General features: G+C 58.4%; 21 protein-coding genes and 3 pseudogenes. 19 read left to right on the top strand and 5 right to left on the bottom strand.

From position 1 onward, the window contains the following. Window positions 1–408: 408 nt before the first annotated feature. Complete coding sequence (locus DEQ67_RS15860; protein ID WP_115891670.1) at window positions 409–849, top strand: hypothetical protein; 441 nt, start codon at window positions 409–411, stop codon at window positions 847–849. Between the two features lie 232 nt (window positions 850–1,081). On the opposite strand, the gene DEQ67_RS15855 is transcribed toward DEQ67_RS15860, so the two are convergent. Both DEQ67_RS15855 and DEQ67_RS15850 read right to left on the bottom strand, forming a co-directional pair. Further along, window positions 1,082–1,384: a type II toxin-antitoxin system RelE family toxin gene (locus DEQ67_RS15855; RefSeq protein ID WP_115891671.1), complete on the bottom strand. Its 303-nt coding sequence runs from the start codon at window positions 1,382–1,384 to the stop codon at window positions 1,082–1,084. After that, window positions 1,381–1,677, bottom strand: coding sequence for a ribbon-helix-helix domain-containing protein (locus DEQ67_RS15850; protein WP_115891672.1), 297 nt, complete (start codon window positions 1,675–1,677; stop codon window positions 1,381–1,383). Before DEQ67_RS15850 ends, DEQ67_RS15855 begins: the two co-directional genes overlap by 4 nt. A gap of 132 nt (window positions 1,678–1,809) precedes the next feature. Between DEQ67_RS15850 and DEQ67_RS15845 the strand changes: the two genes are divergently transcribed. From DEQ67_RS15845 to DEQ67_RS15835, 3 genes are all read left to right on the top strand, one after another. Then, entirely contained in the window at window positions 1,810–2,061 is a 252-nt protein-coding gene (locus DEQ67_RS15845) for a hypothetical protein (protein ID WP_115891673.1), read from the top strand. Between the two features lie 306 nt (window positions 2,062–2,367). Beyond that, the gene (locus DEQ67_RS15840) at window positions 2,368–2,670 is read left to right on the top strand and encodes a hypothetical protein (protein WP_115891674.1); all 303 of its coding nucleotides are present in this window, start codon (window positions 2,368–2,370) and stop codon (window positions 2,668–2,670) included. Then, on the top strand, window positions 2,671–3,183 hold the full coding sequence (locus DEQ67_RS15835) for a hypothetical protein (RefSeq protein ID WP_115891675.1): 513 nt from the start codon (window positions 2,671–2,673) through the stop codon (window positions 3,181–3,183). Window positions 3,184–3,727: 544 nt separating this feature from the next. On the opposite strand, the gene DEQ67_RS15830 is transcribed toward DEQ67_RS15835, so the two are convergent. Continuing rightward, window positions 3,728–4,012, bottom strand: a complete 285-nt coding sequence (locus DEQ67_RS15830; RefSeq protein WP_115891676.1) for a hypothetical protein — start codon at window positions 4,010–4,012, stop codon at window positions 3,728–3,730. 86 nt (window positions 4,013–4,098) lie between these two features. Here DEQ67_RS15830 and DEQ67_RS15825 point away from each other — a divergent pair. The 11 genes and pseudogenes from DEQ67_RS15825 to DEQ67_RS15775 form a co-directional block, all read left to right on the top strand. Continuing rightward, window positions 4,099–4,298, top strand: a pseudogene (locus DEQ67_RS15825) (DUF7558 family protein); the annotation flags it as partial. A gap of 48 nt (window positions 4,299–4,346) precedes the next feature. Further along, window positions 4,347–4,925, top strand: coding sequence for a DUF7437 domain-containing protein (locus DEQ67_RS15820; protein ID WP_115891677.1), 579 nt, complete (start codon window positions 4,347–4,349; stop codon window positions 4,923–4,925). Between the two features lie 69 nt (window positions 4,926–4,994). Then, window positions 4,995–5,606, top strand: a complete 612-nt coding sequence (locus DEQ67_RS15815) for a hypothetical protein (RefSeq protein WP_115891678.1) — start codon at window positions 4,995–4,997, stop codon at window positions 5,604–5,606. A gap of 204 nt (window positions 5,607–5,810) precedes the next feature. Continuing rightward, on the top strand, window positions 5,811–6,038 hold the full coding sequence (locus tag DEQ67_RS15810; RefSeq protein WP_115891679.1) for a hypothetical protein: 228 nt from the start codon (window positions 5,811–5,813) through the stop codon (window positions 6,036–6,038). Next, a pseudogene (locus DEQ67_RS15805) lies at window positions 6,035–6,603 on the top strand (hypothetical protein). Before DEQ67_RS15810 ends, DEQ67_RS15805 begins: the two are co-directional and overlap by 4 nt. A 168-nt stretch (window positions 6,604–6,771) precedes the next feature. Then, window positions 6,772–6,903 carry a hypothetical protein gene (locus tag DEQ67_RS15800; protein ID WP_255418829.1) on the top strand — a complete coding sequence of 44 codons (132 nt, stop codon included), beginning with the start codon at window positions 6,772–6,774 and terminating at the stop codon, window positions 6,901–6,903. Between the two features lie 133 nt (window positions 6,904–7,036). Continuing rightward, window positions 7,037–9,244 (top strand): hypothetical protein, encoded by a 2,208-nt coding sequence (locus DEQ67_RS15795; protein WP_147301784.1) that lies wholly within the window; start codon window positions 7,037–7,039, stop codon window positions 9,242–9,244. Further along, window positions 9,151–10,902 carry a hypothetical protein gene (locus tag DEQ67_RS15790; RefSeq protein WP_147301785.1) on the top strand — a complete coding sequence of 584 codons (1,752 nt, stop codon included), beginning with the start codon at window positions 9,151–9,153 and terminating at the stop codon, window positions 10,900–10,902. Before DEQ67_RS15795 ends, DEQ67_RS15790 begins: the two co-directional genes overlap by 94 nt. A 49-nt stretch (window positions 10,903–10,951) precedes the next feature. Beyond that, the gene (locus tag DEQ67_RS15785; RefSeq protein WP_199522555.1) at window positions 10,952–12,100 is read left to right on the top strand and encodes a hypothetical protein; all 1,149 of its coding nucleotides are present in this window, start codon (window positions 10,952–10,954) and stop codon (window positions 12,098–12,100) included. A gap of 300 nt (window positions 12,101–12,400) precedes the next feature. Continuing rightward, window positions 12,401–12,685, top strand: a complete 285-nt coding sequence (locus DEQ67_RS15780; RefSeq protein WP_199522556.1) for an alpha/beta fold hydrolase — start codon at window positions 12,401–12,403, stop codon at window positions 12,683–12,685. A 151-nt stretch (window positions 12,686–12,836) separates the two neighbouring features. Beyond that, a pseudogene (locus tag DEQ67_RS15775) lies at window positions 12,837–13,028 on the top strand (DUF7558 family protein); the annotation flags it as partial. Between the two features lie 139 nt (window positions 13,029–13,167). Here DEQ67_RS15775 and DEQ67_RS15770 read toward each other — a convergent pair. Together DEQ67_RS15770 and DEQ67_RS15765 are read right to left on the bottom strand one after the other, a co-directional pair. After that, the gene (locus tag DEQ67_RS15770) at window positions 13,168–13,881 is read right to left on the bottom strand and encodes a hypothetical protein (protein WP_199522557.1); all 714 of its coding nucleotides are present in this window, start codon (window positions 13,879–13,881) and stop codon (window positions 13,168–13,170) included. Further along, entirely contained in the window at window positions 13,862–14,056 is a 195-nt protein-coding gene (locus tag DEQ67_RS15765; protein ID WP_115891682.1) for a hypothetical protein, read from the bottom strand. The genes DEQ67_RS15770 and DEQ67_RS15765 overlap by 20 nt, the downstream gene beginning before the upstream one ends. Window positions 14,057–14,133: 77 nt before the next feature. Between DEQ67_RS15765 and DEQ67_RS15760 the strand changes: the two genes are divergently transcribed. The 4 genes from DEQ67_RS15760 to hepT all read left to right on the top strand — a co-directional run bounded on the left by DEQ67_RS15760 (window position 14,134) and on the right by hepT (window position 16,306). Continuing rightward, on the top strand, window positions 14,134–14,562 hold the full coding sequence (locus DEQ67_RS15760) for a hypothetical protein (RefSeq protein ID WP_199522558.1): 429 nt from the start codon (window positions 14,134–14,136) through the stop codon (window positions 14,560–14,562). A gap of 125 nt (window positions 14,563–14,687) precedes the next feature. Next, window positions 14,688–15,041: a hypothetical protein gene (locus tag DEQ67_RS15755; protein WP_115891684.1), complete on the top strand. Its 354-nt coding sequence runs from the start codon at window positions 14,688–14,690 to the stop codon at window positions 15,039–15,041. 315 nt (window positions 15,042–15,356) lie between these two features. Continuing rightward, complete coding sequence (mntA, locus tag DEQ67_RS15750; RefSeq protein ID WP_199522559.1) at window positions 15,357–15,839, top strand: type VII toxin-antitoxin system MntA family adenylyltransferase antitoxin; 483 nt, start codon at window positions 15,357–15,359, stop codon at window positions 15,837–15,839. Beyond that, window positions 15,836–16,306, top strand: coding sequence for a type VII toxin-antitoxin system HepT family RNase toxin (gene hepT, locus DEQ67_RS15745; RefSeq protein WP_115805987.1), 471 nt, complete (start codon window positions 15,836–15,838; stop codon window positions 16,304–16,306). The genes mntA and hepT overlap by 4 nt, the downstream gene beginning before the upstream one ends. Window positions 16,307–16,375 lie beyond the last annotated feature (69 nt).

Raw genomic sequence — 16,375 nt, 5'->3', positions numbered from 1 at the left:
GTGGCGAGACGGCCAGCCTTGAGGGGCTCAGAATAGGTGAAGCAGTGACCCCAAAGAAGTCAGATATCGCCGATATCACCTTTGTTACCCCGCAGTCGAGCAATTTTTGAAACCACAGCATTATCCTGGAACTCGTCGAGGTACTTTCTACGCATTCAAATCTGCCCGACGGGGTTCTTATTCGATTTGAGGGCGTCGTAGTGTCTCGCATATCGCGGTTTTCGTCCAAAGAAAGAGGCGATATGCAATGTGCGAAGGCCGCCGGCTCTCTCAGGCCGAGAGGCCATCACCGGGGTAGCGGAACTACAGAAGTATCAGAATTAGCGCATAGGTTGACGGGTGCGTTTCGGTGGTGTTTGTTGCCCCCACGAGGGTGTGGCGGGGCGCATCACATGCCCCCGGTAGACGATGGCTTCAGAACGACACAGCGAAACACGTTCAGTGCATCAGGTAGGAACCATCCCCGACGGTGAGGCTCCGTGGACGGATCTGGAGGTGACGGTCCCGACCGAACGGGATCACGCGTCAGTCGTCGCCCTCGTGGAGTGTGCCCTCGTCGAGCTCACGCACGAGGCCGTGGGCGCCGTCTTCGTCTCCCGGCAGGTCGGACGGTCGACACGGACGCAGTACGTCGCCGGCGACGACGTCGGCGAGCAGTTCCAGAAGCGGCACTTCGACGATCGGCTGGGCTGGCACGAGACCACCATCCCTCGAGGAACCGTTCGCGACGAGTTCATCACCCAGTTCACGCGATCGCCCTCGACGTCGGCGGAGCGATCAGGTGAAGGAGCAACCAGCGAGTCAGACACCTTCGTCGTGAAGCCAGTTCAAGATCTCCGAACGCCGTAGGGGCCAGACTTAACCAACACCTCTTGCTCTTTTCGAGCTACAATGCAACTATCCCTCTGGATGTGCCGACGCTCAATTAGTACAGTTCTTGTCGAACGCCTCGAGAGTGCATTACGTGAGGAAAGACCAGATTCTGTTGGTTAAGATAGTCGTATCACTCCGGAACTGAGGATACTTCATTGCTCAAAAACCAGCCGCTAATTTGAGATACTGATGCTTCTTGTTCTGAAGTTCAATCGTCGGCAGTATACGCACCACTTCGGTGCTCGATTCGATGGACCTCGAGGATTGACTCGTCGTAGTCCAAGACACAAGCCAGACGATACTGTCCGATACGGAGTTTCGAGAATGGCCCACCAGTTAACGGCTCAACAAAGTCGTCAGGATCTCGCCACTCTGAGTCGACAATCTCGTCGAGCTTTGAGACGATCCGGTCTTGAACGTGCGTATCGAGCCCTTTGAATTGGTTCGCAGCGCGTGGTGAGAACTTCCACGTCCAGTCTTCCTCACTCCTTCCACGTCCAGTCTTCCTCACTCACTATCCGTGTCTCGATCCATCATTTCGAGGACTTCGTCTCGCGAGACTAAATCTGATTCACCGGACCGGAGGTCGTGTTCGCTCGCTGCGATTTGCTTCCATCCTTCTCGCGAAAATTCGGGATGTTTGATGGCGTCACGAGCAGCGTAGCGAAGGAATTCGCTCCGTGAGTTGAACCCCTGTTCTTCCCACGTTGCGTCGATGTCTTCGAGGAAGGCTTTGCTTAGCCGGAGGTTTATTTGCACCATCTCTGGGCCGTTATTGCTGGACCCTGTATCAGCATCGGGCATATGCGTGTGCTATGCTTCCGTATAGACATAAGCCTTCTCCGAAGAACTACCTGATTGCCTTGATCGAATTCTCGGTGTCGTCGAAAGATTGGTCTGTACGTATCCACATCATGATAGCGTAATTGTCTAACCATGGACACGGATCTCAACCAACAGGTAAAAGAAATCGCCGAAGCGCGGGGCTTCACCGGGTCGGAGATCCTCGAACAAGCGTTGGAACGCGGTGTCGAAGATCTCTGGGTTGACCTCGTTCTCTCGAGATACATCGACGACAAAATCGACCGCGAGACCGCAATCAACCTTGTCGGTCGAGACCGCGTCAAGCGAGCAGAGCAAGAGGTACAGGCTATCGAAGACGACGTTCGGTGGGGACTGAATGCGTGATCCTCGCGGTTGCTGATGCGGGCCCTATTGTAATCACAGAGACCGCCACATGAAAAGACCGTGTTCTTACTACTGTCCTCTCGGGCACGCTTGTCCGCCAGTTCCTTGAACTGGTCATCTCGAAGGACCGTTCCAGCTCTGTACTCGATGCTATCCTAGTGGAGCGGTGACGTACTAAACGTAAGACTTCGATGCGCACCGTTGGAAGAAAAGAATACGAGATCGGTACGTAACCTAGAGGTCCGAGTGAGACTCACATCGTACACACGAAAACGGCTAAGTGCGTTGGCTCACAATGTACACATCATGAGCACCGAAAAGAAGCGCGTCCAGTTTCGGGCCCCCAATCGGCTCATCGACCGGGCGGATGCACTCGCTGCAGTCCTCGGGGAAGACCGAACAGATGTCCTCGTGACCGCGCTTCGGGAGTACCTCCAAGACGCCGCTCACGACGACACGCTCGTCCAAGAGATTGCCGACGCCTATTACGACAACGAGATCACTTTCCAGCAACTCAAAGCGCTCGTCGGCGCCGAGGAGGCGGCCAACCTCCGCGTATTGAAACAACAGTTAGACGAGGACTTCATCGACGAGGTTGCCGACGTATAGATGGCGCAGCTTATCGCAGACGCCTCCGCCCTCGTCAGTCTCGGGATCGTTACTGGCGACGAGCCCGATCCACTCGTACTTTGTCTCTCGCAGTACGAGGTCGTCGTCCCAACGGCGGTCATCGATGAACTCCGTGAGATTGCCTCCTACGATGACGTCCACGGGCACGCTGCGTCCGCCGTCCTCGACCAAACGGATTCATTCACAACACAGTCGGTTGAGCTTGATGCGGAGTTTCCGCTCGATGACGGTGAGAACGCGGCGGTCACCCTCGCAAACGAACTCGATGCTGCGCTCTTCCTCTGTGACGAGTTCAACCAACTTGGTTTGATTCACGCCTCACTCGCTGATACCCGACTCGTCACGACGCCGACACTGCTCTCGGTTCTCGTTCGAACTGAACACCTCTCAGCTGCCGAGGCACGGTTGCTCCTCAATAAAATCAGCGACGCCCGTAGCTGGGGGGCGAACAGTTACGTGCAGCGAGCTCGCTCGTTGCTCGAGGATAACTAGTGACAACACCCTCATACTACTGTCACACATGCGTCTTGCTGGGACAGATATTCGAACAGTTCTTTTGAACCAGGTGTAGACACAATGTGCCGAATCCCTCGATGGGGAGAGCTGTACTGACTGCTGTCTTCACCTTCTCTGTCTCTCAGGCACTATTAACAGTCGTTGCGGGGTTCAATAGAGCCAGCGCAGCGACTTCACGGGTCGCTTAGAGAGCAGTTGAACTGTCGGTCAGAATTCGGCGACGCTAATCCACGCCTCGTCGGCACAGCGCGGACAGGTATCTCCCTCACGTTCCACTCGGCATGCTTGATGACACCAGCTGTGGCAGTGTTCACATTTCGCCATCTCGTCGTCCCGCTGCAAGGCTTCGCCGCAGATGTAACAGCAAACCGACCATACGCTAGTCGACGACCGAGAAAACTCTTCAGTGGCCGTAGAAAAAGAATTGAAGGGGTATTAGCGGTCGTGAATACAGCGTGCAAGTTGGCCAAGAGAAGACGCTTTGGGATTCACAACAGGCATACTGACGAGAGTTTGTCGACTACGGCTCGGATGACGTCCCGACCGCGTCAGCGATCGCTTGGAGGTCGGCCTTCCGAAACGTGGAGTCGTCCGCCGTCTCCAGCGACTCAGCGATACCGACCTGTGCCCGGATGAGTCGGCGCATCCGCGTTGTCGACGGCTGTCCTGTCTCGTCGACATCGATCTCGAGTGTCGCACAGATCGCCTGTAGCTCCTCTTTCGTAAATGAAGCCTCGAACTCCCGTTCGAAGCGACCTGTCGCCACTCGAATCGAGTTCCGAACCTCGTGGACAGTCGGACTCATTACTCTCTGGTCTCCCCTCTGCCCCCTCAAAGTTCCTACTCGGTAGTACTGAGACCCTCACCGCATCACCTCGTACTCTTCAGCGAGATCCAGATGAGCCTGACCATCCCCGTGTGATGGCTGTAGACTCGTCGTCGACTCGGTCGCGACATTCATTCGCTTCTGCGTCGAACTCGGCCACCTGGAAGGCCCACTACAGCTGTGCGCCCGCTGTAATCCCGGCGGCCCCGCAACGTACTGGACACGCGATCTCGAGGAGCATCTCGTCGCGACGCCGGCAGAGTGACCCAACACCCTTTACTGATTCGCTGTAAACTGTAATCAAGAACGAATCGTGTCACGCACCTCAAACCGCGCCGACGGCGACATCGTCCAGGAATTCCTCTCGGTCGCGGACTTGCTGGAGGGGCCACAGTTAGCTCAGCTGTATGCGTATCTCGCCCAGGAGGGGGAGGCGACCGTCCAGGACGTGATAGAGGACCTCGACCTCGCCCAGGGAACGGCCTATAGCTACGTGAACCGGCTCGTCGACACCGGCGTCGTCGAAGTTACACAGGACGAGCAGCCCCGACAGTACGCCGCCCGCGCAATCGACCTGACTGTAACGACGGCCGCGGGCGACCGCGAGTACACGATCACGCCGGCGCTCATCGACGCCGTCGGCCGCCGCGAGACGAACGCTGACATCGACACCTACATCGACCGCCAGGGTGTCGCCGGCCTTGCGACGGCACTCACCTACGCGGTTGCTCGGGAGCGCGGCGAGGTGACCCACCGCCTGATGGCCGAGGATCTCGAAATCTCGCCGTTGGCTGCGGAGATGATTCTGCAGGCGCTCCGGCCCGTCGTCCACGAACACTACGAGATCAGTAAGGACGTACGTCATGATACCGAACAAGGAGTCAACGTATGAGCATCGAAACGGACGTGCCGGCACAAATGACGCAGTCCTTAGTTTATCGGCGTTCCATGGAGGGAACTGATGGAACTCAGTGACGGCACACTCACGGTTTCACGGGAGCTTTCAGCGCTCGACAGAGATGTACTCGAGTTTACGCAGATTCTCGACGCCTGTGATGTTACCTACGTCATCGTTAGTGGGTACGTCGCGATCCTTACTGGGCGCTCCCGATCGACAGAGGACATCGACATCATTCTGGAGTCGCTGTCTGAAACGGAGACTGAGCAGTTAGTTACGGAACTCAAAAATCAGGGGTATTGGGGGATGGCGATGCCGCTTGATGAGATGTATTCGATGCTAAGCGAGGGGAGCCGCATCCGGATTGCCGAAGAAGGGGAGATGTACCCGAACTTCGAGACGTGGTTTGTTTCAAACGACGTTGAGCGTGAGGCTCTCTCGAACCCCCTTACGGTGGCATTCGATGAGGGGCAGATCGAGATCAGCCCGCTTGAGCTCCAAATCGCGTACAAACTCCGGCTTGCACAAGCTGCAGACAGCCTCAGCGGGAAGGACTTCGAGGATGCACTCCACCTGTACTTGACCTTCGAGGAACGATTTAACACGGAGCAGCTCGAAACGTACGTCAACAAGCTTGGAGTGGAGGACTACTATGCTGAACTCAAACGAGTTTGAAGCCGATCAACGCCGGAATACCGAGCAACGGCGTGCGATGATCAAACAGTGGGCCGAGTATGTTCGGACGCACGACGATAGTGAGTGGTCACGCCAACAGAATCGGCTCATCGACTCGCAGCTCCAGTCGGCAAACGACATGGCCGCTGCTGGCGATACGGATCCAGTTCGGTTCGCAGCCGCTCGCGATCGACTGCGCGACCGATGAACGGCGGAGACCCGCTTCCGAAGGCGATCGCAACGACGTACTATACTGCCAACCTCACCCATGACCAGCTTACAGACTTCGTTGGTGCTATGTCCACCACGCGGCTCCGTCTTCTCAAAGCGGACCTCGAAGACGAACCGCTCGATCTCGCTACCCCTGACGACGTCGACATCTACGAGGGGGACGTGACGACAGTCGAAACCGGGGCCGGCGACAATTGCTGAGCGGCCGACGATTGCGAACGGTCGTCGCTGACACGAGCGCCTTCGCCAGCCTCGCCGTGCCCCGTGCAGATGCGGCGGTCGGTCCGATATTCTGGACCCCCTCCAGTATCTGCTCACCTCGTGTGACGTGTTTGTGCCGCCAGAAGTGATCGCAGAGCTCCGCGACATCACGCAGTACCAAGGCATCCACGCTGCGGCTGCGAACAACGTCCTCGTCGCTCGCACGCACTACACGGTCGAGGATCCGTACGAACGCGACGATACGCCGGACGCCCGGCCAACGTTCGGCCTCGACGACGGTGAAACCGACGGCATCGTTCTCGCGAACGCGCTTGACGTCGACGGGTTTCTCACTGACGAGTTCGGTGGGACGAATTTTGCGCTCATTCATGCAGTGCTGCAGGGCCCGCGGATCGTCCCGACGCCGCGGCTCATCGTGGATTACGCTCGGAACAGGCATCTGAGCCACGAGGTGGCGCGAATGGTGATCACGACGATCAGCCCACATCGGAGCTGGGAGAACAGTCCGTACGTCACGCAATTGCTCCAGCGCCTCGACGAATAGCGATCCAGTGGGCTATTCACACACCCCCCGCGTGAAGCCCGTTCATCAGTTCTGATCTCCGAAAGTTAACCAACACAAAACCGTCGTCTTCCGAAGAGTTGGTTAAAAACGGATCACCGAGTAGTTTGTCCACGCCTGAGAGGCGGAGGCGCGTAGATTCGCGCCGACGTGATTCCCATCCCCGACGAACGGGTCCTCATCCACGAGCCAAGCGACGGGGCATCCGACTCGATTCTCCAACTCGTGGTCTTCCATCGAGGCTGGACCGCCGCTCGCGACACCGACGAGGGAGGAGCGTGATGCAACATACACTTGCTGGCTGTGCCTTCTGTGACGCTCCGCCGTGTCACCGAATACGTCGTTTCCTGACCACGGGGGAAACACCCTAACCTACAAACGGCCATCGGGAGAATAGACATGTTGACGTGGTAGCATGTCACTTACACACACGGTATCGATCGAACCAGTTGAATCAGGGCGGACTGTGGACTCACTGGCTGCCTATCTCGCAGACGAGACGGCGCTCTCGGAATCTGAGGCGACGGACAAGGCCGAAAACGGAGGGACCGTGGCACGGAACTCCACAGCGCGAGAAGCAGCCGACCTAAAACGCACCATCGAAGTAGAGTTCGGGGTAGAGTGTAGCGTGACGTGGGTTGGCACGGATGGTACAGAGAAATCGGTCGTACAGTTCAACCGTGTCAAGGGTGCGATCACCGGAGGCGCGCCGCCCGCGGACGCAACGGTCGCGGTAGCGAACGGTGACGGACCCCCACTCGTGGCGGGCGACGTATTCCGTGATGAGACCTACGATCTGGTGTATCCTGAGATAGACACAGAGTCGTTCGAACTTGTGGTCCGGTTGCGCAATTCGAACGGGGAGAAAATCACCGAATCGCTGTCGGTGACACATCCCGACCGGGTGGAGATCGTCGACATCGAAATCACGTTCGGCGACGCACAGCAGATAACAGAGGGGGAAGACCTGCTCGATTTCATGGTCATCAAGCCACGGGAGGCAGCCGCAGCGGAAGCGACCGAGACGCTGTCTACAGCTGGAACCGTCGCCCAGCCGCTGATGGCGAGATTGGAGGAAGCAAAGTCCGAGGGAGACCGCGAGGCCATGACCGACGCGGCCGCTGAGTTCCGGGCCTCGGAGCAGTACGTCGAGGACCCGTCAGAACTCTCGGTGCCGCTGTCGGACTTCAAGCGTGCGGCAGAGAGGGCCAATTCCCTCTCGGATCTTCAAAATGCTATCGAGGAAATGTTCGGGTCGCCGGCAACGAGCGTCACCGACACCGCGTCGTTCGCCGATGCCCGCGAGCGGGTGGCAAGCAGTCTGACAGCCGCCTCGTTGGACAGCGAGCCACAGCAGGAGACCGTTGGGCGACTCGAAGACGCGATGCGACTGTTTTCGCTCGTCGAGCGTGCGGCTGCCGAGGACGAACAGCTAGACCGGATGGGTGCAGTCGGGCGTGCGCTCGACCGCCCAATTACACTCTCGGATTCGTTGTTCCCGCTCCCGCAGAACCGAATCCAAGCACAGGCCGACCCGGCAACAGAAAACGGCACACAGACCGAGCAACTTGCTGAGACGCTCACGACGGTCAAGAGGGCCCGGAATGAACTGGTTTCGACTGCGTTTGGACCCGGGGCCGCGGCGGGAGCAGATGTCTCGGCGATTTCGTTCTCACAAAATGTCGCCGTCGACACCACCGAGGGGCCCTCAAGCGAGGCTGGCGGCGAGCAACGGTTCCAGGCGACACAGTCACAATCCGACGACTGGGACGGAGAGCGTGAAGCGACCCCAGATGACCGCGATGAGGGAACGGATACAACCGATGTGAAGCGTGACGAGGAGCGCGACGATCACGACATCGGCGACCATCTTGCGGAGGCGGTCGAAGACGCGACCGAGATACTGGACGATGCGGACGAACACGAGGAGGGTGACGAGGAAGACGCGTTGGACGACGATTTCGATGACGAAACAGACGACGAAGACGATGACGATGGAGTGGTAGGGGATGGCGGGAGCGCGACGATGCAACCGCTTCGCCTCGGTAATCTCTTGGGAGAGTCGACGATGGAAACACTCGGCTCGGTCGGACTGGACGATCCGAATCTCTCGCCCGATGACGCGCTCTCGGTACTGGAGACCAAAACGCGGGAGGTCGGGGCGGACATGCAGTACGAACTACTCGACGGGGTGACCACGAGCGCCCCCCACTCACCAATGTCGCTTCTGGGTGAGTCGGTTGGAATCATGGAGGAAGCCAGCGATGGGGTGTTCGAGTGGATCGGACCGGAGGCGTTCTATCCCGTCGAGCCACATGTGAATCCGCTCGGTATCGCGGAACTGCAGACGATGCGAAAAACGCTGGACCGGTACGAGATGGGCGAAATCGCCCACATCGAGAACGTCCTCGAAGGGGAACTACGCGACCGGAAGCATCGAACGCTGGAACGCACCGAAGAGTACGTCGGCAAAGAGACCGAGCGCGTCAAAGAGAAGAAAAAGTCGCTCCAGTCCACGAGCGCTTCGAGATGGAAAACGAGACGAGCCAGACCGTCGAGCAAGAGCGGGAAATCGATACGGGCATCCAGATTTCTGCCTCTTACGGCCCGACGGTCGAAATGAAAGCCCACGCCAACTACGACCAACGGACGGCCAAAACCGAGACGCGCCGCTCCAGCCAGACATTCGCCCGTGAAGTGACAAAGAAAACCGTCGACAGGATCAAAAAACGCGTCAAGCGCAAGGAGTGGGAGAAAACCATCGAGGAGACTGAGGAGAAAAATCGCCACAAGATCGACAACACCGGCGAAAACGACACCGACCATATTATCGGCATCTATCGGTGGCTGGACAAGTTCTACGACGTCCAGGTGTTCAACCACGGCAAGCGGATGCTCCTCGAGTTCGTCGTCCCCGAACCCGGGGCGTTCTATCGGTACTCACAGGCGACCGATGCCGCCGAAGAAGTGGACATGGAGAAACCGACGCCGCCAAAAATTAACAAGCGTCTTCTGGAGCTGATGGACAGCAGTTCGCCGGACCTGGCCGAAGACCAGGTCGAGCGCCTGACCAAGGGGGCGAATCTCCGTTCGCTCCGTCCAGGTGACCTGCGGGCCTGGAATTACAAGTACTATCTCCAGAAGTACGGCGCGAAAGGCTCACCGCCCGATCGGCAACTCGTCACCAAGAACAAGACGAAGACGGCGACTGCGAAGAAACGGTCGGTCATTCAGCAGCAGGCGACGATCTCTGTTCCGGAGGGCTACGTCGCCACGCGCGTCGGCGTCGAGGATCCGATCTACTCGCGACCGGACCCCGGTGAGGAACCGGACGGAAGCAACATTCACGGGCTCTCAGTAAATATCGTCGGTCACAACTGGAAAGAAGGCTATCTGCACGGCACCGATCACGGCGATCTCGGGACAAAAAGCGAGGGGAGGAAGCTGGTCCGGGTCGATGGCCAGTCCCCATGGTCGAAGAACGTCCCTGTCTCTATCTATGCCGAGGACAGCAAAGGCTTCTCGTTGCAGTTCCACGTTCTCTGTGAGCGCACGCCGGAGAACTTCGAGCAGTGGAAGATCGACACCTACCGCTCGATCATGGAGGCCTACCGAAACGAGCGCGCGGAGTACGAGGAACGAGTCGCGGCCCAAGAGATCCAGGGCGGGCCGGATATCACCGGCCAGAATCCGGGACGCAACCGCGAGATCGAACAGACCGAACTGAAGCGACTGGTGATGGCGATGCTGAAGGGCGATGCCCTCCATCCCAGCGACATCGAAGCGGAGACCGGGCCGAGTACGTCACCGACGGACGTGACCGAAACCGGGATCGAGAACCGTGCGAACACAATCAGGTTTCTCGAACAGGCCTTCGAGTGGACGAACATGACCTACAAGTTCTATCCGTACTACTGGGCCGACGAGGCCAAGTGGGCGTCACTCTCGCGGCTGGAATCGTCCGACCCGACGTTTGCATCCTTCCTGCGGGCCGGTGCCGCCCGCGTCGTCGTCCCGGTGCGACCCGGGTACGAGTACCAGGTCCCCTACTTTATGCAGTACGAAGAGCCCTATTTCGGCGATGGGCCGCCGAGTATCGGCGACCCCGGGTACGTCTCGATTATCGACGCGATCAAAGACCAACAGAACAAACTGCCCGAGGAAGCCAAGACCGTCGGCGACCCGTGGAAGGTGAAGGTACCGACCTCGCTCATCAAACTCCAGCAGGGAGGGTCGCTGTCGGGCGATGGGCCGGACAACGGCGGGGGAAACAACCCGTGACTGCTGTGAGCGTGCCAGAGCGACACCGCTGGCGAGCAGAGGTGGCCTGATGCGCCAGTACGTCTTCGTGACTGGCATCGATTACGTGCACATCGACAGCGGCCCGACGGACTTCCGGGCGTATGCCGACCGGCGGATGCGCTGGCTGGCAAAGCAACACCCACGGAAGAAACTCAAATTCCATATCTTCGACTTCTGGCGAGGTGTGATCGCTACCCGCCAAACCGGTAAGGGAACCACTGTCAAGAACAAAGACCCCGACGACACGAGCCACAAGAAAATCGCCAAAGGCGATTACAAGGTCCCGGACGACGGGCCGCCGTACTTCGACGCCAGGGACAAGAACACGCTCTCAATCGTTGACGTGTACGACAAAATCGAAGCGATCGGCAAGAACGATGCCGGATCCCTCGCCGAGGTGAGTTTCTTCTCCCATGGCTACTGGGAGGGACCGATCCTCGTCAACAGCTACAAAGACACCGTCTTCCAGAGCGGGCGGCCAGAGGGTGACACCTATGAACTCCCGGAGACGTTCCGGGATCCCGACGACAAAGACCCACGACCGGCGGCCGACTTCTCGACGCTGACCACGAACAAGAAACAGATGCAGGCGGCCTTTGCCTCCGACGGCTACATCTGGATCTGGGGCTGTTCGTTCCCCAAGCAACTGCACAAGTTGCTCCACGACCTCGAATCGGACGGGGACTTCTCCGTCCGGGACACCGACGCCGACGCAAAGATCGAACTCCGGCCGAGTCAGTATAAAGAACTGTTCGACAACCTCAAGGGATTTTTTTCTGTCAGTGGCTCCGTTAGCGGTCGAGTCGAGGTCCGCTTCGACAGGCTCAAATTTGCGCTCTGTCGCTTGAACAAGAGCACCTACGCTGCACAGTTCGCACAAGCCGCTGACACGACAGTCTACGCGGCCGCTGTCGGCACCTACGCGGTCTACGACGATGAGAGCGAGAACCCACAACTGCTGCACGTCGAGCGGTCGTTCGGTGAGCGGGTCCGGTTTTACAGAAACCACCTCCCGCTGACCGACGGTCCCGAAGACCGGGGCTATGTCGGGTATCCCCCGGATCTCGCCTGCTCGCGGCCCGCCTCAATGTCCGGCAGTAGATCGGGTAGCTCTGGGTCGGGGTCGAGTTCGTCCGGTTCAGGGTCGGGATCTGGATCTGGGTCGTCAAGCCCTTAATCCAGATTCGGAGATCCCAACCGCCGACCCGAAAGCGAAGAACTGCCGTCACGAACTGGTGGCAACTGTCTCGAGACGTGAAAACTACTCGATTAGATTACGCGACCACGGACAACCCCTCCAACAGTTCCTGCCGTCAGTGTGTCTAGCGCACTCTGGCCACAACGACGCAAGAACTGTTGGCGGGGTTTGTGTGCGTGCCGGCGTTGTGTATACAACACGCGCCATCTGGCAGCTCTCCAGTTCCGAGTGACTCTGTGCGAAAGGGGGACATGGTCAGACAGCGTATCTTTACGGTTGATGGAAATGGACACAGTCACTCCAACAGACGGCACACCGATTGCGTACGAACGCACGGGGAACGGCTCACCGCTCGTACTGGTCCACGGCCCGACTGCCGACCACACGCGGTGGGAACCTGTTCTCCGCTCTCTCGAAGAACGCTGCACCGTCTACGCAATGGACCGACGTGGACGGGGGGAGAGCGGCGACGCGACCGAGTACGACCTGAATCAGGAGTTTGATGACGCTGCCGCAGTCGTCGATTCGATCGATGAGCCTGCGTTCCTGCTCAGTCACTCCTAGGGCGCTCTCTGTTCACTAGAGGTCGCGCTCCGATTCCCGAAAACTGCGTTCTGGTTCACGAGCCGAGTGGTACAGCCTTCGACTCGACGACGCAGTTGGCCGTCTTCCACCGTGGCTGGACGACTGGCCTCGGTGCTGACGTGGAGGACGAGTGAGACAGCAGACGCTCACGGGGTGTACCTTTTGTGACACCCCGCCCGAGACCGAGACTAGCGAGGCCCACACCTGAAGACAGGACGAACGGGTCACTCATTCGGTCTGCGTCGACTGCGCAGTCCAGTCGGCGGCGAACCCAGACGGGCGTGCTCACCAGAACTGTGACGGTTGTTGGCTCATCATCGATCCACGCCCTTGGAGTGGTGTTCGACGAGGCCGTTCTGCAGTAGTCGTTATCGAGCTGTCAACTGATGCTGGTTACTCTTGGGTTGACCCTCCAAGTGATATCCAACTGCGATCGGATTGGATCTAGCGTCTGCACACGTTTAATCCAGCGGCCGGTAATGATGCAGATCGTCTGTTGCACCCGGATGGCTCGGCAGGTCGATCTGGGCGACGTGTTCGTAACGAGCGGTAAGGACGTCGAAAAATCGCATATCTGCGAACGCCTTGTATCCCTCTCCGGGTCGCTCGCCGATGTAGACGACGTCACCGTCGTGGAGGAGGAGTGCCTCGTAGGCCATCGGCCCGACTGGTGGCCAACAAAGAACGAGTGTCTCCGTCTCGCTGTACTCCAACAAGACATCTTGGTCGCCAGACTCGACTGGGAACCACGGATCGAGGATTGGATCGATGTCGTAGGCAGTGATGTCGGCACCGCAGTTATCGAGTTCGGACGCCCAGTAGCCCTTCCATGCCCCAAGTTCAATGAGTGGGCCCTGCTCGCGCAGATACTCCAGTGCCTCGCGTGTTGGAATCGCAAACGCGTACTTCGCGATCAGCCGCTGTTGGACGTCGGTCTCCCATTGCGCTGAGATGGGCATGCCGATGTCACACTCGCGTTTGCGACATCTGAGCCTCGTGAGTGCTTCTTGGATTGCCGCGATGTACTCGATGGTGTCGTCCTCGTTACAGACGGTTTCGACGAAGTCTGCCCACGAGACAGAGATCGACGCTGGTTTCTGGTCGCGATAGCGGTCGCTAATCTCTTCAGGGTCGCCACCCCGCCTGCGAATCTCATCACGTGGATACTCGGTCATCACTCGGGAGGTGCTGCCAGATCGTGGCGGAATCGGCGTCGTTGCGCATGGCGTTCGTCTGTATTCTTCGGAGTTCGGCAACACAGCGCTTGACGATGACAAGGTCGTTTGCGTCGAAGAAGTCGTCTGGAACGATGGGGTGGTCGTAGTGTGGAATTTTTGGATAGACCTGCATCGTGGATTTGGTGTGAGTCGATTCGAGTGGTTGACTGGGTCTGAGGTAGCGTCGGGTATGGGGCAAGCGTGGGCGACATGTCTGCATACCGACTGGGTGACTGCGACACCGACGTTGTTTGTGTCCCTCTTGGAGGGAACCGATGGATACCGCTCCAGCAGCGGCGATGTGGATTAGTCGTCGGGGTGGTCGATACCGTTCTTGAGGTCATCGAGGTCTCGCTCGAGACGCTCGATGTGTGTTTCGAGTTCGTTCACGCTCATGAGCGCGAGTCGGAGGAACTCGTCATCGCGCTCCGGCATGAGCGGGAGCTGGCTTGCGGCCGCGACTGGATCATCGGCCTCGTCGGCGCGCTTGCGGACGAGTTCATCGCGTGCGGCACGCAGTTCGCGTCGGAGGAGTTCAGCATCGTCCATGGTGAGTGTACGTACCCGGGATGCAGCCCGCTACGAGCCCACGAGGGGCGAGGTCGTGCGGACCGCGTCACCGAATACGTGGTTTCCTGACCAACAAGTACGAATACATGCTCGTTCAGTACAGTAGGATCGAATAAGTGCTTTCTGTCGACCGGGATTGGACATGCCGTGGGCCCACCCACACGGTTTAGGCGCCTGCCAATCGAGTTTGACGTATGGAATGTCCGGACTGTGGTGAGCCGTACGTCTCTCGAGAGGTCGGCCCCGGGCGGCCGCCATCGACGCCCCTTGCCAACGCAATTCTCGATACCGAACAGGGCGAGGAAGTTGTTCTCCACCGGCAGTGTTGGACGTGTGGGTGGAGCGAGGACCGCCACATCGAGGTGGCTGCAATCGAGACGGAACACGGCGACCCAGAAATCGTCGACCGTCAGCAACGGCTAAGCGAACTCGTGGGGGTGCTTGAGGGAACTGAGGATACTGAGACACTCGAATCGGTCCTCCAGTACGTCCGTCAGCAACAGTCTGAGGGCGATTCGGTACCACCGTCACTAGAGGAGGACCCGTGACGGCGACTGACGCGCCCGATCCAGTCAACGAGGCGACAGGAGACTCAGCCCACCCACCATTCAAGGACGTTTGAATTCATCATACACCCGTTCAACACGTTGAACATCGTCTGTATCAGGGGTAGCGGATTCACCCCACGCTAACGCCAGGGAATTCTCCTCGAAGTTCCGTCAGACAGCTCTCACTTGGTAGCGTTTTTCGCCCCCAGCAGGGGTGAGGGAGACTACAAAATGTCCAGACGCAACACCGACAACTCCTGTCCAACCACCGGAGTGACTGAGGCTTTATATGACACAGGCACGTGGGTCATGATAATGAGAACCGTTGAGTCAGCAGACATCGACGATTCCCTTCCGCTCGAGACACTTCGAGCGATTCTACAGGAGCATTCGGTGCAGTGTGCACTCCTCTTCGGTTCCCACGCCACGGAAACGACACATCCAACGAGTGATATCGATATCGCAGTGGAACTTGAGACGGTCGACCGTAAGGACCCCGCGTACAACGACGCGTTTTTCGGCCTCAGTGCGGATCTGAGCGACGCACTCGGAACGGACGACGTAGACCTCGTCGACATCCACACACTCTCACCACGCGTTGCTACGTCAGTCTTCGAAGAGGGAGTTCTGCTTGTCGGCGATGTGGCCCATGCCGAGGACCTCCAGCGGCGAGTGGCTGACACATCACCGACCGACAAATCTCCACGTGAGCGCTTCGACAGTGCACTCGCAAAGATTGATGACCATCTCGGTGGTTCTGCCGTCACAGCAACCGATGGGCATGACGATGAGCGATGACTGACGACGTGTTCCCAGCAGACCGCCTCAATCGTATTCTCGTTGCTGTTGAGACAATTGAGGAGAGTCTTGGGACACTCGCTCGCAAGCAACAGCTCACTCGAGAGGAGTACAAACACGACCCGGATACGCAAGATATCGTCGAACGTCGGTTCGTGAAAATGACAGAAGCAGCGATCGATATTGGTGAAGAACTCGTCAAACACGAGCGTGGACAGCCACCACGAAGCAATCCCGAATCGATGCGAGCCCTCGGAGAAAGCGGTATCCTCTCACCAGCAACTGCTGGCCAGATGGCGCAGGGGGCCCGCTTTCGGAACGTCCTTGCGCATACGTACGGACGAATTATCGACCACGACGTGGTCTACAACGCATTGCAAGACCTCGAACGGTACCGAACGTTCGTCGTCGAGATACGCGAATACCTCGATTCGATCGGTGCGCTCGACGTCGACGAGCAGACGTAGTTTATGGAGTCGTCAGCCCAGTTTGAGGGGAGACCAACCTGATTTCGGGACCTAATGAGTCTTTCAGAT

The sequence above is a fragment of the Haloferax sp. Atlit-48N genome (genome assembly GCF_003383015.2).
GTDB lineage: Archaea > Halobacteriota > Halobacteria > Halobacteriales > Haloferacaceae > Haloferax > Haloferax volcanii.
The sequence above is the reverse complement of the archived record's forward strand: the minus strand, read 5'-3'. Positions and strand labels throughout refer to the sequence as shown.